The sequence below is a fragment of the Acinetobacter sp. 802_lipA genome (genome assembly GCF_058242885.1).
Genome location: NZ_JBZAYP010000001.1, coordinates 534,482 through 547,982, shown reverse-complemented (window position 1 = coordinate 547,982; position 13,501 = coordinate 534,482). Strand labels below are relative to the sequence as shown.

Genomic DNA, 13,501 nt, shown 5'->3' with positions numbered 1-13,501 from the left:
GACTTTTAGCCAGTAGAAAGAGGTTTATTGTGCCAATAATTTATAAATTAGAATCATTAGAACTATATATTGTATAAACAATACAGTTATTTGCAGTTTAAACAACCGGAAACAGCCTGCAAAGCGCAAAGACCAATCTCGCCCCACTTTCGATTTTGGCATGAGCTTAAATTGCAGTAATGATTGATCAAACTGTTGCGTTAAGTCTTCGATGGCCACTGTATCAGATTGTTGCGCAATCACTTCAATGAGTTCAGCATCAAATTTCAACCTGAGTGCTAGGTAATGCTGTATCGCCATCAAACCGAAACATAAAAAAATGGTGGTGTTTCAAAAAGTATGCTGATTATATTTTAACCACAATTGAAATCTCATAAAGCATTAAAAATATAGTGAATTTAATTTACTTATTTTCAATTTCTCTATTGACAGAATTAACTAGCATACTTTTTGAAACACCACCAAAAAAATTAATATCCAAAACTCAAGAGATTGCCAGCTTTTAAGTAGTATAGCCAAAATAGTTAAGACAAACGCGATATAGCCTGAAAATAACAAACCATACGTTGTAGATAAAAGTTTGGCCACCACATAAAAGCGCATTTTCATGAGGCAGATCCTTTGAGTTTCAACTGATAAGTATTGAGATTTTTGATTTGTACGTCGTTCAGTCTAACCCACGGTCTAGCGGATTGAACTATTTGAATGGCCTCGTTTACCTGTGTTGCATGCTGCTGTTGCATAAGCCAAGCGCAGAGAATAGCGTTACTTCTGGAATAACCCAGCGCACAGAAAATTAATACATGCTGTTGTGTGCTCTGGCTTGAAGCTGCTGCTATTAATTGGTTGAACGCTTCAACCGCACGTTCAAGTTGGTCGGCCTGTAAAGGAATTAAGTCTAAACTTGAGTATTGAAAATATGAATTTTTCGGATTCACTGGTAACTCTGCAACACAATCAAAAACGGCCTGATATTTTTGTGTTGTAGAACGTGTTGGGATGCGTCCTAAAAAAATGGTCGTATTTTCAATTTTTAAAATTTGGGAGTCTTCGGGATGTTTCTTTGTCCAAATTCGACTGTTCAACCACGCAAAGATTAGGTAAGGGGCAAATAACATTGTAGCGGCAATGCTCAAACTTCCATCTGCTTGCTTTTGGAAGAAATGAGGGCGAACTAAATAGTAGCTTAAAGCAACGCCAAATAGACTGATTGCTGGATAGAGTAACCACAATCCCCAAGGTTGGAACAGATAGGCCAAGATTAGAAAAAGTAATGCGCCGCATAGGTAATAACTGCCTAACTTTAAATGCTTCGGCGTTAAAGTCTGCAGATCATCTTTTTTAAAGGGTGATTTTGCCGTAATTGGAAATAGCCATAGACACAATGCACCTGCCAATAAACCAGTTGGAATATCTATAAAATGGTGTTGCCATGTGGTAAGTACAGATATTCCGATGAGCAATGACCAAATATCGACGAAGTATTTCCACTGACCTGAGCTGTGTCTGCGGAAGAAGTCCCAAAGGATGACCAATAAAACGATATGGAGAGAAGGTGCTTGGTTAAAAGGTTTATCAAAACCCATCAAAACATCAAACCATAGGCCAAAAAAGCCATCTAAAGGTGGTCGTGCAAAACTAAATTTGAGTGGAAAAAGAAGAAAGCAACTGATTGAAATTAGCTGTGCGCTAAATAGCCGAAGTGCATGCTGTTTCAGCTCAAATTTATTCCAACATAACAGCAAAGATAGACCGTAAAAAAGATCAATGGACCAATATGGCACGATGCTCCATGACCAAAGCGGGATGTGTTTTTCCCAGTCATAGACAATACTCGGCACATTGGGCAGTTGCGATGCATAGTGATTTGCAAATCCATAAGTGAGAAAGAAAAACGGTGCAAGGAAAATCAAACACAGGATTCCCCATTTCCAAGTGCCTGTTTCTTTGTTCAGTATTTGCATAAAACGTCCACAGATTATTATTTTAAAGTTTTGCATAGATGACATGATTCAAAGACTGATCATGTCATCCTGTGATTTTAAAGCTTTTGGGCAACGGACACGGTAAATATTCCAAACTCATCAATACATTGATCTACTTTTTTAAAGCCTGCTGCTTCTACAAGGGCATCCATTTCAGCCTGAGAACGTAAACGCATGACCCATGCATCACCTTCACGATGTGAGGTTAGGGCGCGTGCAATAAATTCTTGCTGAGGATGCCAAATTTGACCTGTGTAAATTAAATAACCATCTTTGAGGATGGCTTTGCTTAAGCCTTCCAGTGATTGTCGCAGCAGGTCATTATCACTAAACAATTCATATAAGCCAGAAACCACAGCCAACGTCGGTTTTGGTTTGACTGATGCAAGTGATTGCGTATCAAAAGCATCTGCTTGAACAAATTCAGCGACATCACTTAATCCTCGCTCTGCAATCATTTGTTGCCCAGCTTGGACATTAATATCACTATAATCGCGCAATAAAATCGAGTCTGGACGTTTTGGAAGTTGTGTAACCGCATCTAAAATATAACGACCGTGTCCTGATGCAATATCCATAATTCTGAGTGGTTTACGTTTTTTGATAAGAATGTCAGCGTATTTCTGCACCAGATGCTCAATGTTCTGTTTACGGACACGAATACCACGCCAACCAATCGCATTGAGATATTGTCGGTCAATGATTTTACCAATCGGATTAGCACTTTCTGTTTGATTGCGATAAACGAAGTCTAAAGTGCTACCTGAGTCATACCCTGTATCTTCGCCAATTTTTAAGCCTTTAGATAAATGGCTTCCTATTTTCAAATTCTTTTTAGTCAACTCCCAAAATACATTCTTCATGGATTTCGCTGGGAGTGGCGCACTAAGATCCTCTGCAATGGCACAACTTGAACCAATTTTATCTGCATTTAAAAGATCAGGGGCTTGATATTCCACAGTAAAACATTGCTGAATAAAACGACGGATTTTTTCAGTTGCAATATGACGGTCTTTTTCGCCCAAAGTATCGTGAAAGAAGCCATCTAATATATGAAATTCTTTTTTTGGATGCGGGAGTTTTTGATAGAACTGCTGTTGCGGTTTTTGGAAGACTACAAAATCTGAGCCTGAACATAAAACCTGTGTTGGAACAAAGATATTTTGTGCATCCGCGACAATACGTTTTGAAGCATCATATAGCCCCAATAACATTCTGACTGAAATTGCTTTGGCAATTCTAGGGTCGGTATCATAGCTTTGAGCACGTTGTTTATCATGCGTGAGCATATTGGCTTTTACATAGCTTTGTATAAAGAAATTGCCACGCAACTTTGCCATCACCCTTAAGCTTGGTTCAGCAAAAGGCACATATAATTTAATATCAAAAGCAGGAGAGGCTAAGCAGAGCGCACGAATTCTAGGTGCATAATCATGCACCCAAGTTGCAGCTAAAACAGCACCAACACTTTGAGCGACTACGGCAATATTTTCCGTAGAAATGGCATATTGCTGTTCAATATGTTGTACGAAAGCTTGAATGTCTTTGACACATGCAGAAAAGCTTGGCGCATCACCACGCTCACCGGGCGAATGACCATGGCCGCGCGCATCCCATGCAAAGAAATCGAAATCTGGTAAATTAAGTTCGTTAACTAAATGAGCCATACGCCCCGAGTGTTCATGGCCACGGTGAAAGAGAATAATGGCTTTTTTTGTTGTAGATGGTGTAGCCGTTGCCCAGTGTTGGTAAAACAGTTCGGTCCCATCATGACTGGTAAAAGTGTGTTGACTATTGTTATACATCTATTTTTACTCTGAATAATAAAATTATGAAGAAGTTGTCTTTAAACTATTTTTAATTCGGTTAAATATGGTGAGCAGAAGCAGTAGAGCAATGAGAATAAGAATGCCATTACAAATTCTACCGAGAAGTTGTAGATTTGTACTGATGTATGGAAATATCACAATAATAACAGCAATTAAACTGAGCCAAAAAGCGCGATCACTTTTACCCATTGGGCCATCGTAACGCCGTTCTTGGCCAATAAGTGGCGCCATTACACCTGCATATTCGCTGAGCAGGGCAAGAAAAATGGCAAGCAATAATAGTTTTGCATTAATAAAACCAAAGGCAATAAAACAAAGATAGAGTGCAGTATCGGAAATAATGTCACACAATTCATTATAAAAAGCGCCCAAGTTGGACTGCTGTTTAAACTCACGCGCTAACATGCCATCAATTGCATTGAAGGCCATACGAATGAGCATCCACAATGGAAATAACAATAAAAGCCCAGAAATAGGATGGGCTAAATAATGTTGATATAGAAAATAGCCTAAGCAAGTCGAAATCAACATCGCCAATAAAGTGACTTGATTTGCTGTAATTCCAGATTTGTATAACAGTTGTACAAAAGGTCGTAATAGATTTTGAAATGCTGGTTTTAATTGATAGATAGATGGCATCGTTTTAATAATTAATAATAGTTGTTGAAATTTTAGTCAGATTGCACAAGGTTTATCAAGTGCTATTAAGAGGCTAAAAATTAAATAGTTTTCTTGTTTGAATTTTCGGTGTTTATACTCACAGCATCGTCAGGCAATATGATATGCGAACAAAAAAACTCAAAAGCTTTGCAGCAGATTCTAAGAACATTATTGTATCTGTCAAATGCGGGGGAAATACCCCCAATGATTATGACTCTAAATAATGCCCCGATACTTTGACATAGTTTTGTGCTGAATACGGTAAAAATGCCAACTCTTTTTCTGTCAGAGGACGAACTTTTTTGGCAGGACTACCGACATATAAGTAGCCACTCTCAAGCACTTTCCCTGGTGGAATTAGTGTTCCTGCGCCAATCATCACATCGTCAGGAATGATAGCATCGTCCAAAACAATGCTATTGATACCAATCAAAACACGGTTGCCGATGGTACAGCCATGTAAGGTGACATGGTGACCAATGGTAACATCTTCACCAATGATTAAAGGCGAGCCATTTGGTTTATCTGCTTTTTTATGACTAACATGCAGCATTGCATGGTCTTGTACATTCGAGTTTTTACCAATCCGAATATGGTTCACATCACCACGAATCACGGCAAAAGGCCATACAGAGACATTCTCAGCCAAGATGACATCACCAATCACCACTGCCATGTCATCGATATAGCAGTTGTTGCCAAGCTGTGGAGTGCTGTTCAAATAGGGGCGAATATTTTTAGCCATGTTGGTGTTCTGCCTTTGCGTAGGTGCCCATTATAAAATAAAAAAGCACCCAGACCGAGGTGTGGATGCTTTAACTTAAGTCTAAATATTACTTAGAATAAGTTTGAGAAGAATTGTTTGATGTGGTCAAGCATACGTGCAAAGAAACCTGCTTCTTCAACATCTTTCAGCGCAACAAGTGGTTTTTCAGCAATCACTTTACCATCAAGGCTTGCTACATATTTACCAACCACTTGACCTTTTTTCAACGGTGCGGTCAGTTTCGGTTGAACCACAAGTTGTGTTTTGATTGCGTTGGCTTGGCCTTTCGGCATCGTTACGTTGAAGGTTTCAGCTAAACCAATTTGTACATCACTTTCTTTACCAAACCACACTTTCGATTTTGCTAAAACTTGGTTCGCAGCTTGAACATTTTTAGTTTCAAAGTTTGCATAACCCCACGCTAAAATTTCACGTGTTTGCGTTGCGCGTTCTTGCATGCTTGGCGCACCAAAAATCACAGAAATCAAACGCATTGGGCCACGTTTAGCCGAAGTTGTTAAGCAATAACCCGCTTCGTCAGTATGACCAGTTTTTAAACCATCGACACTTGGGTCAGTATAAAGCAGGGCATTACGATTGCCTTGTTTGATACCGTTAAAAGTAAATTCTTTTTCAGAATAAATCGGATAATATTTTGAACTGTCGTGAATGATGTGCTGTGCAAGCGTTGCCATGTCTTTAGCAGTCGAGTAGTGACCTTCAGCAGGCATACCTGTTGAGTTCATGAAGCTGGTATTGGTCATGCCGATACGTTTTGCTTCAGTGTTCATCATGTGAACGAAAGTGCCTTCGTTCCCAGCAATGTGTTCAGCCATAGCCTTAGATGCATCATTCCCCGATTGGATGATAATGCCGCGTAACATCTCTAATGCAGTCGCAGTACCATTTAATGGCACATACATACATGATTCCGAACTACTACCACGACACCAAGCAGACTCGTTCATCCGAACTTTTTCATCTTCGGTTAGCTCGCCCGCCAACAACTTTTGCTCAATAATGAAACTCGTCATCATTTTTGTCATTGATGCTGGTGCTAATTTTTCATTTTCATTTTTAGATGCGAGGATTTGCCCAGTCTCATAATCCATCAGCACATATGATTTATTATTTAGTTCTGGTGGTGAGGATAAGACAGTTGCTGCAAATGAAATGCTTGGTACGAGTAATGCCGCAGCAAGGGCGCTTTTTTGAATCATTCTAAGGGGTTCCGATTTCTTTAGTATAAGCACGAGAGCTTTGCATTTTAGGACAAAGTTCTGCCGACTTCTACGGGAGAAATCGGCTTATTTCAAAGATATTGTAACCAATTGGTATTATTTGCTGTAAGTGCTCAATTCTTTACAAATTTCTTGATTTTTCGCTTTACCTGCTTTTTTCGCATCGGCTTGAGCTTCGGCTAAAATAGGCTTAAATTTTTTCTCTTTGCTGAGGCTTTTAAGGTATGCAGTCGGGTTTTTCTGTTGCGGTAGATACTCTTTGGCCAAAGTGTTGTAGCCATTTTCAAACTGACTCTGGTCTGAAACGAGACTTGGACAAACTTCTGATAGGACATAAATTGCAGCCAACTCTTGCTGCGTCACTTGTTGCAGTGGAGTCACTTCAATATTTTCGTCTTTATTGGCCGCATGAGCAGAACCGATAGCAATCAAAGAAGAACCACAAACTGCCAAAATTACTTTTTTCATTACATTCAAATTCATTCTAAACCCTAAGTGCATATATGTTGTTGCCATAATAGGATGAGCTTAAACAAATTTTAAGTAAATGTAAGCGCAAAAGTGTATAGAAGCTGTTGAAGCCACTTCATCGTTTTTACATTTTTCAGCCCAATAAAAAAGGATGAATAACCCCATTATTCATCCTTTCTTTACGATATAGATGTAGAACTTGAATTAACCTTCAAAGTTTACAACGTCATCACATACTGACTTTTGTTCTGCTTTGTCAGTACCCTTTGCATCTGTACGAGCTTCTTTCAGAATCGACTGGTATTCGCTGTCTGACTGTAATTTTGCATAGGTCATCGACTTATCTGAATAGTCTTGTAAATAGGTTTGAATTAAAGTTTGAATGTTGCTTTCAATTTTAGGGCCTTGACCCACCAAAGCAGGGCAAAATTCGGTCATGACTTGCGCTGCTGCAATATCTTCTTTTACGATGGTGTTGGCTTCTTCTGTGCTTAATCCCTCTAGTGCAAAAGCAGATTGAGAAATCATGATAGCCATGCCTAATCCGAAGAAATTACGTAATGTTAAGCTTTTAATCATTTTTAAAATCACATATTTATGGTGGATGCGGAGACTCAATATATATATTTTCAGTTAGAATTCAATGAAAAGTTCTGACCAGTCATTTTTTAATAAAGTTTTTTGTTTTGGACTTTTTAATCGCCAACGATCATCCTAACGACTTCTAATCTTCAGTTTTGGCGGTCTTTAGTAGGTGCAAGGGGGATAAGATTTAGGAATAAAAAACGCTTATACGTGTAAGTAAGCTGTGAACCCCATAATCGTTAATCACCCTCAGATATTTTGTACTGCCGTTTAATGTTTTGCGTTTTCACTCCCCAAATGGATAAGGCCGTTCTACTTTGGTGATGCTTAAAACTTCTCATACTATCAAACACTTCTTGTACCTCCCAAATAAAAGGGTCATGGCATTGCTTGACCTCAAAAGAAATGCAGCCTTCTTCTTGATGAGTTAATTCAATATGTGCTGCAAGGACTTCTATCACCATACGGACTTCTTCTTTAGACACACAGATTAACAAGCCATTGAGTTTAACCATAGGACTCCTTATTGATCTCCGGTATTGTTGGCGTTTGTTTGTTTAGCTGAATTCATCTCATGTCTGACGCGACTAATCTGGTCATATATGACTTTGCGCATTCGGTTTATCGCACCCAGTGGTTTATGTTCAGCTAATGCATGCCATGGTGTAAAGGATAGATTTTCACAAAACTTATTTTGCTCAGTGGTATCAAAAACTTGTTGAGGAATATGAATTGTGGCCACCTTATAGAAAGGAGCTTGGTCTTCTTTCCATTCAGTCATTGAGTCTTCAACAGACATTGTGCTGGATGTCCGGGGTTGTACTAGAAATTCCATGCAGGCATCACGATCTTGTAACGTCGTTCGAAGAGCCGCTCTTAAAAAGTCCTTTTGAGGAGTAACTGGAATCGGGCTAACAACGCTTGAACATGCACGAGCAGAGTACTTTACCGCTTGACGATGATCGCCGACTCCTAACTGATAGGGCACCATAGACCAGTATCTGGTTTGCAGTGGATTTGAAATTTTATTTCTAGTGTTCAAGGCAATCCAAGTTCCTTTGGCTCCTAATGCAAAAGGGACATGTAGTTTTTTTAGAAATCGATCGCTATTGATATCTTGTATAAATGATAGATAACGAGCGGGGTCATTTACAAAGAATACAGGGTGATTGATCATAATGAAGTCTTGCGTAGCCGCAGGTTCATCTAAAAGGTTTTTCTCTGGCACGGCTAAAAGTTTGATCGCCATGCCGCGTGCATCTTTTTTTATATCCGCCTGTTTTGCATTACTCGATCCATTCGAAAAACGAATCCATGCTTGATAATTTTTTCCCGGAATAAAAACACCATAAGCCATGTTTTGAGGCAATGTTTCGTTTATCTTAAATTCTGCACGTACGCAACCATGTGCTTTAGGGTGCGCATCACGTAGCGCGATATCTGTGGAATATTGTTTTCGGATCGTCATTTCAATGATGTTCGCGATTTCTTTAGCAGTGGCGGCCTCATTTGGATAAAGACTTTCACTTAGATCATGATCTACATCTGGGTATATAAAATCTTTAGGAGAAGTCAACATTACAGGTGGTGTATTCGCATCTACGTTAGCGGTGATACCTGTGAGCAATATGGCATGAAAAAGTAGACCCAAGTGTATAGGTCTTGCGGAGTTAGGCATTGATTGCCTCCTTGCTCTAAAGCTGGATTTTTTTAATTTTTAGCCTGATGATATGGACTTGTTTAGCCTTATTTGAGACACAGAATCATGATTATATCTGTGGCATTTTTTTATTCATGGCTACTGTCTAGAAAAATCTTAATGAGGAGCTACTCTGAGTGATGCTGAAAATTTGACATTAGTTTAAAATTTATTCGATGATGTTTATCTCCCCTAAAACTTATAATGATTATAAAAGAGAACGAGCATGAGCGAAAAAAATCAAAGTCATGAATGTTTAGTTTGTGGGCAGAAATTCCTCATTAAAAACCTCATTCCTATGGGGCAATACGAAAATCTATTACTGAAGAAATTTCACATGATTTTCCAGAATGGTCGCCTCAAAGTTATATATGCCAAGCAGACTTAACCAAATATCGAATTCAGTATGTTCATTCACTGTTAAAGTCTGAAAAGGGGGAAGTGACTGATCTTGAATATGAGGTGATTAAAAGTTTGCAACAACATGAAGTGATCACCAAAAATGTTGAAAATCAGTTGGATCAAAATTGGACTTTAGGGGAAAGGCTGGCAGATAAAATTGCGACCTTTGGCGGTAGTTGGGCTTTTCTCATGTGCTTTGCGACTTTCCTAGCTATTTGGATTATTGTTAATACAGTGGTCATGGTTACGCATCCTGCCGATCCTTATCCCTTTATTTTATTAAATTTAATTTTATCCTGTATTGCTGCGGTTCAAGCTCCTGTGATTATGATGAGCCAAAATAGACAGGAAGCCAAAGACAGATTGCGCTCGCAAAACGATTATAAAATTAATTTAAAGGCGGAGTTGGAAATTCAACATTTAAATGAAAAACTAGATCATCTGTTGATGCATCAGTGGAATAGGTTAGCCCAAATACAAGAAATACAACTGGATTTGTTATCCGAAATGAGTAAAAAACGCGAATAACTTGGCTCAATATCCAAACACTTAAAAGCATGTTCTGTAATAGTGAGTGATAGCTAAACTCGCTTTCTTAGATTTTTTAACTCTTTGCTTTATAGTTATTTTTCTATGTAAGAGAAGAGTGCTTTTACAAAATCAAGAGATTTATATTTTATCTTTTTGAAGGCGTACTCACCAGTAAACACTTTAAACGTATGCTTATTCTTCTATTTTTAAGCTCTCTCTTTTGTTCTGCCCATGCAAGAGTAAAGTACTCACCCAGATCAATGATTTCATCTTTTCAGATTGCCTGATCTCAATGTATAGTCTTTCTGCATCGAGGACTCTATAGCTTTTCTTTTCGCTTTAAAAATTTAGTTTTTTCAAGCTACCCATAAATCTACCTGTTTGAATTGCAGATTAAAAAGACGAAGACGAGTGCAAAATAGATGTATAAGGCTTTTACCGACTCATATAGATTGAAGAAGATCCATCAGTGAATATTTTAATAGCCAATGACGATGGTGTTTTTGCACCAGGTATTCAAGCGCTCGCACATGCTTTACGTCCATTAGGTCGCGTGGTGATTGTAGCACCTGAAAGTGAACGCAGTGGTTTTTCCAGTGCTTTGACTTTAGATCGCCCCTTACGCCCAATCGAAATTGCACCCGACATGTGGGCAGTCAATGGTACACCCGCGGACTGTGTCTATTTGTCCATGAATGGCTTATTTGACTTTGAGTTTGATCTGGTTGTTAGTGGCATCAATAGCGGGGCAAACTTGGGTGATGATGTGCTTTACTCTGGCACCGTTGGAGCCGCCTTTGAGGGGCGACTAATGAAACAGCCAGCCATTGCTGTATCACTTGCAGGACCCGAAGTGCGTTCGTATAACCGGCCAGAAGAGTATCAACATGCTGCACAGTGGGTACATAACTTTGTAAAGCAAGGTTTGCCTGCATTGCCACCACGCCATATTTTAAATATTAATATTCCAGATGTTGCTGAGTTACAGGGCGCTAAAATTACTTATCAAGGACGTCGTCGTCAGTCTAAGCCGATTACCAGTCATGTTGACCCACGTGGTCGTCAAGTGTACTGGATTGGGCTTGCAGGTGAAGCTGTGGCAGAACCGAAAAGAGGCTATGATGAGGTAGAGTCAGACTTTTTCGCTGTGGCAAATGGTTTTGTCAGTATTACGCCTATTCAGATGGATGCAACCAACTATGAAGTTTTGCATGCATTACAAGGGCAAATAAGTGCGTAAAAGTCGCTACAGCTGAGCAATACAAGGAATGTATTCAGCTGTTTGTTATAACTTTGTGAAAATACGCGCAGAGATACTATTTTCACATACTTTTTTGCTAATCTTAGCGCAAATTAAACTGATTATTTTTTGTATTTTTAGAGAGTAAGATAAATGTCTGTGTTGTCTCAAATTCGTTTCATTGCAATTCCTACAGCACTACTGAAAACTGTCGTGTTATCCACAGCTGTAGTTTCAACTGTTATTTTGAGTGGTTGTGCTTCTAAACCACAGGTTAACAATGCAACACGTTTTGCGAAAGCACCAGACTATTATACAGTTCGTTCAGGCGACACGCTGAGCGGTATTGCAACTCGTTATGGGCTGAGTTATACCTCTGTTGCAGACATGAATGATATTGCTGCGCCGTATCGTATTTATGTGGGGCAGTCATTACGTTTAAAAGGCTCGGGTAGCCCACGTACAACTACGACGCAACCTATTACACAAACCGCTCCAATTCAACGTCAAAATATTGGTCTCCCGAGTCAAAATACGACCACCACAACCACAACAACTCCTGCTAAAGTACCGACCGCACCTGTTGTGAGCTCGAAAAGTTCAACTTTACGCTGGGTAAAACCAAGTAATGGCGCTGTTTTGCAAGGTTATAATTTAGCAAATAATGTGAAAGGTATTCGCTATGCTGGTAACCAAGGTGATCCAATTTATGCAGCAGCAGATGGCCAAGTGGTGTATGCAGCAGACGGATTGAAAGAATATGGGAACTTAATTTTGGTTAAGCATATTGATGGTTATATCACAGCATATGCACACAACAGTGCGATGAATGTGAAGAGCGGTCAAAATGTGACGGCAGGACAGAAAATTGCTGAAATGGGCTCCACAGGTGCAACACGCACCATGTTAGAGTTCCAAGTACGCTTAGATGGCAAGCCAATCAATCCGACTATAGTTTTACCATTAAATTAAAAAATCTGGATGCAACGCAAAAAATTCACCGTATAATACAATGAGTTGTTTTTATCAAGTAGATGAAAACTTCTCATGAATCCAGAGAGAATTTTATGTTAGATCAACTACGGGCAATGGGTGTTTTTGCTTGTGTTGTCGAAAAGAGTTCATTTAGTGGCGCCGCGCGTGAGTTAGGCATCACTACAAGTGCTGTGAGTCAGCAAATTCGTTCTTTAGAGCAAGAGATGGAAGTTGTTCTTTTACATCGCTCAACAAGAAAGTTGAATTTAACTGAAGCAGGCCAGGCTTTTTTCCACAGCTGTCAAGAAATGCTCGCCGCTGCTGAACGTGGCAAAATACGTATCAATGAATTGCGCGATGATCTCGTGGGTGAGCTGCGAATAGCCACTACGCCAGAGTTAGGTGCCAATCATGTGATTCCTGCTTTGTCGCATTGGATGTCTGCACATCGCGGATTATCTATTCATATTGAAGCAGATAATCATTATGTGGATTTGATGAATGGGCGAATTGATATTGCCCTAAGAATGAGCCCAACAGTTGACGATCAAAGTGTACATGTCGTGCCATTGGCGCGCGTGGAACAGATTTTGGTTGCATCACCGAGCTATTTGAATCAGTCTGCACCAATTTCACGACCTGAAGATTTGAAAAATCATGATCTTATTCCGATCACGATTATGAAGAACAATCATGATTTTGATTTTAAAAATGTGGTGACAGGTGATGCGGTTAAACTTGAGATGAAATCAAGAGTAGCCAGTAATAATATTTTAGTGACAAAGACTTTATGCCAACATGGGCATGGAGTTGCACGTATTTTATATTTGGATGTGCAAAAAGAATTGGTTAACGGTTCTTTAGTGGAAGTTCTTCCAGAGTGGAAGCTCCCTAACTTTACGCTAAATGCCATCATTTCAAAGCATGAACAACAGCCGATGAAAATCCATCGTTGTTTGGATGCATTGAAACAATACTTTTGCCAACTACCCGGCGGTCGTATTTACCAAGAAGCAAGCTAATTCGATAGAGATTGTAACTGACGATCAGTCAACCCATACACATGCTTATAAATTTTAAATGACATAACTACATAATTTGAGTTAAGCGGTTCACA

The 13,501-nt window shown here is 39.3% G+C and carries 13 protein-coding genes and 1 pseudogene; 4 read left to right on the top strand and 10 right to left on the bottom strand.

The window, feature by feature from the left end; genetic code table 11:
- Positions 1–24: 24 nt before the first annotated feature.
- The 10 genes from AC4CU3_RS02705 to AC4CU3_RS02660 all read right to left on the bottom strand — a co-directional run bounded on the left by AC4CU3_RS02705 (position 25) and on the right by AC4CU3_RS02660 (position 9,215).
- Positions 25–300, bottom strand: a complete 276-nt coding sequence (locus AC4CU3_RS02705; RefSeq protein WP_279043535.1) for a hypothetical protein — start codon at positions 298–300, stop codon at positions 25–27.
- A 305-nt stretch (positions 301–605) separates the two neighbouring features.
- Positions 606–1,964: a phosphatase PAP2/dual specificity phosphatase family protein gene (locus tag AC4CU3_RS02700; protein WP_114836849.1), complete on the bottom strand. Its 1,359-nt coding sequence runs from the start codon at positions 1,962–1,964 to the stop codon at positions 606–608.
- 77 nt (positions 1,965–2,041) lie between these two features.
- The gene (locus AC4CU3_RS02695) at positions 2,042–3,790 is read right to left on the bottom strand and encodes a bifunctional alpha/beta hydrolase/class I SAM-dependent methyltransferase (protein ID WP_114836848.1); all 1,749 of its coding nucleotides are present in this window, start codon (positions 3,788–3,790) and stop codon (positions 2,042–2,044) included.
- A 24-nt stretch (positions 3,791–3,814) separates the two neighbouring features.
- A complete protein-coding gene (locus AC4CU3_RS02690) occupies positions 3,815–4,453 on the bottom strand; it encodes a CDP-alcohol phosphatidyltransferase family protein (protein ID WP_114836847.1) in 639 nt (212 codons plus the stop codon).
- Positions 4,454–4,682: 229 nt separating this feature from the next.
- Positions 4,683–5,219, bottom strand: a complete 537-nt coding sequence (locus tag AC4CU3_RS02685; RefSeq protein WP_005399792.1) for a gamma carbonic anhydrase family protein — start codon at positions 5,217–5,219, stop codon at positions 4,683–4,685.
- A 92-nt stretch (positions 5,220–5,311) separates the two neighbouring features.
- Positions 5,312–6,460: a D-alanyl-D-alanine carboxypeptidase PBP5/6 gene (gene dacC / locus AC4CU3_RS02680; RefSeq protein WP_004694204.1), complete on the bottom strand. Its 1,149-nt coding sequence runs from the start codon at positions 6,458–6,460 to the stop codon at positions 5,312–5,314.
- A gap of 117 nt (positions 6,461–6,577) precedes the next feature.
- The gene (locus AC4CU3_RS02675; RefSeq protein ID WP_114836846.1) at positions 6,578–6,964 is read right to left on the bottom strand and encodes an MCR_0457 family protein; all 387 of its coding nucleotides are present in this window, start codon (positions 6,962–6,964) and stop codon (positions 6,578–6,580) included.
- Positions 6,965–7,156: 192 nt separating this feature from the next.
- A complete protein-coding gene (locus AC4CU3_RS02670; RefSeq protein WP_010326344.1) occupies positions 7,157–7,531 on the bottom strand; it encodes an MCR_0457 family protein in 375 nt (124 codons plus the stop codon).
- 245 nt (positions 7,532–7,776) lie between these two features.
- Complete coding sequence (locus AC4CU3_RS02665) at positions 7,777–8,052, bottom strand: putative quinol monooxygenase (RefSeq protein ID WP_114836845.1); 276 nt, start codon at positions 8,050–8,052, stop codon at positions 7,777–7,779.
- An 8-nt stretch (positions 8,053–8,060) separates the two neighbouring features.
- A complete protein-coding gene (locus tag AC4CU3_RS02660; protein ID WP_114836844.1) occupies positions 8,061–9,215 on the bottom strand; it encodes a catalase family protein in 1,155 nt (384 codons plus the stop codon).
- Between the two features lie 247 nt (positions 9,216–9,462).
- Here AC4CU3_RS02660 and AC4CU3_RS02655 point away from each other — a divergent pair.
- The 4 genes and pseudogenes from AC4CU3_RS02655 to AC4CU3_RS02640 all read left to right on the top strand — a co-directional run bounded on the left by AC4CU3_RS02655 (position 9,463) and on the right by AC4CU3_RS02640 (position 13,406).
- A pseudogene (locus tag AC4CU3_RS02655) lies at positions 9,463–10,166 on the top strand (DUF1003 domain-containing protein).
- A 472-nt stretch (positions 10,167–10,638) separates the two neighbouring features.
- Entirely contained in the window at positions 10,639–11,409 is a 771-nt protein-coding gene (surE, locus tag AC4CU3_RS02650; protein ID WP_279043543.1) for a 5'/3'-nucleotidase SurE, read from the top strand.
- Between the two features lie 153 nt (positions 11,410–11,562).
- Positions 11,563–12,381, top strand: a complete 819-nt coding sequence (locus AC4CU3_RS02645; RefSeq protein WP_005399783.1) for a peptidoglycan DD-metalloendopeptidase family protein — start codon at positions 11,563–11,565, stop codon at positions 12,379–12,381.
- A gap of 95 nt (positions 12,382–12,476) precedes the next feature.
- A complete protein-coding gene (locus AC4CU3_RS02640; RefSeq protein ID WP_490737977.1) occupies positions 12,477–13,406 on the top strand; it encodes a LysR family transcriptional regulator in 930 nt (309 codons plus the stop codon).
- Positions 13,407–13,501: the final 95 nt, after the last annotated feature.

Coding starts and splice junctions, on each gene's coding strand:
- AC4CU3_RS02690 (WP_114836847.1), bottom strand. CDS start 4,453: ATGCCATCTATCTATCAATTAAAACCAGCATTTCAAAATCTATTACGA.
- AC4CU3_RS02700 (WP_114836849.1), bottom strand. CDS start 1,964: ATGCAAATACTGAACAAAGAAACAGGCACTTGGAAATGGGGAATCCTG.
- AC4CU3_RS02660 (WP_114836844.1), bottom strand. CDS start 9,215: ATGCCTAACTCCGCAAGACCTATACACTTGGGTCTACTTTTTCATGCC.
- AC4CU3_RS02640 (WP_490737977.1), top strand. CDS start 12,477: ATGTTAGATCAACTACGGGCAATGGGTGTTTTTGCTTGTGTTGTCGAA.
- AC4CU3_RS02675 (WP_114836846.1), bottom strand. CDS start 6,964: ATGAATTTGAATGTAATGAAAAAAGTAATTTTGGCAGTTTGTGGTTCT.
- AC4CU3_RS02695 (WP_114836848.1), bottom strand. CDS start 3,790: ATGTATAACAATAGTCAACACACTTTTACCAGTCATGATGGGACCGAA.
- AC4CU3_RS02665 (WP_114836845.1), bottom strand. CDS start 8,052: ATGGTTAAACTCAATGGCTTGTTAATCTGTGTGTCTAAAGAAGAAGTC.
- AC4CU3_RS02685 (WP_005399792.1), bottom strand. CDS start 5,219: ATGGCTAAAAATATTCGCCCCTATTTGAACAGCACTCCACAGCTTGGC.
- AC4CU3_RS02705 (WP_279043535.1), bottom strand. CDS start 300: ATGGCGATACAGCATTACCTAGCACTCAGGTTGAAATTTGATGCTGAA.
- AC4CU3_RS02645 (WP_005399783.1), top strand. CDS start 11,563: ATGTCTGTGTTGTCTCAAATTCGTTTCATTGCAATTCCTACAGCACTA.
- AC4CU3_RS02670 (WP_010326344.1), bottom strand. CDS start 7,531: ATGATTAAAAGCTTAACATTACGTAATTTCTTCGGATTAGGCATGGCT.
- dacC (WP_004694204.1), bottom strand. CDS start 6,460: ATGATTCAAAAAAGCGCCCTTGCTGCGGCATTACTCGTACCAAGCATT.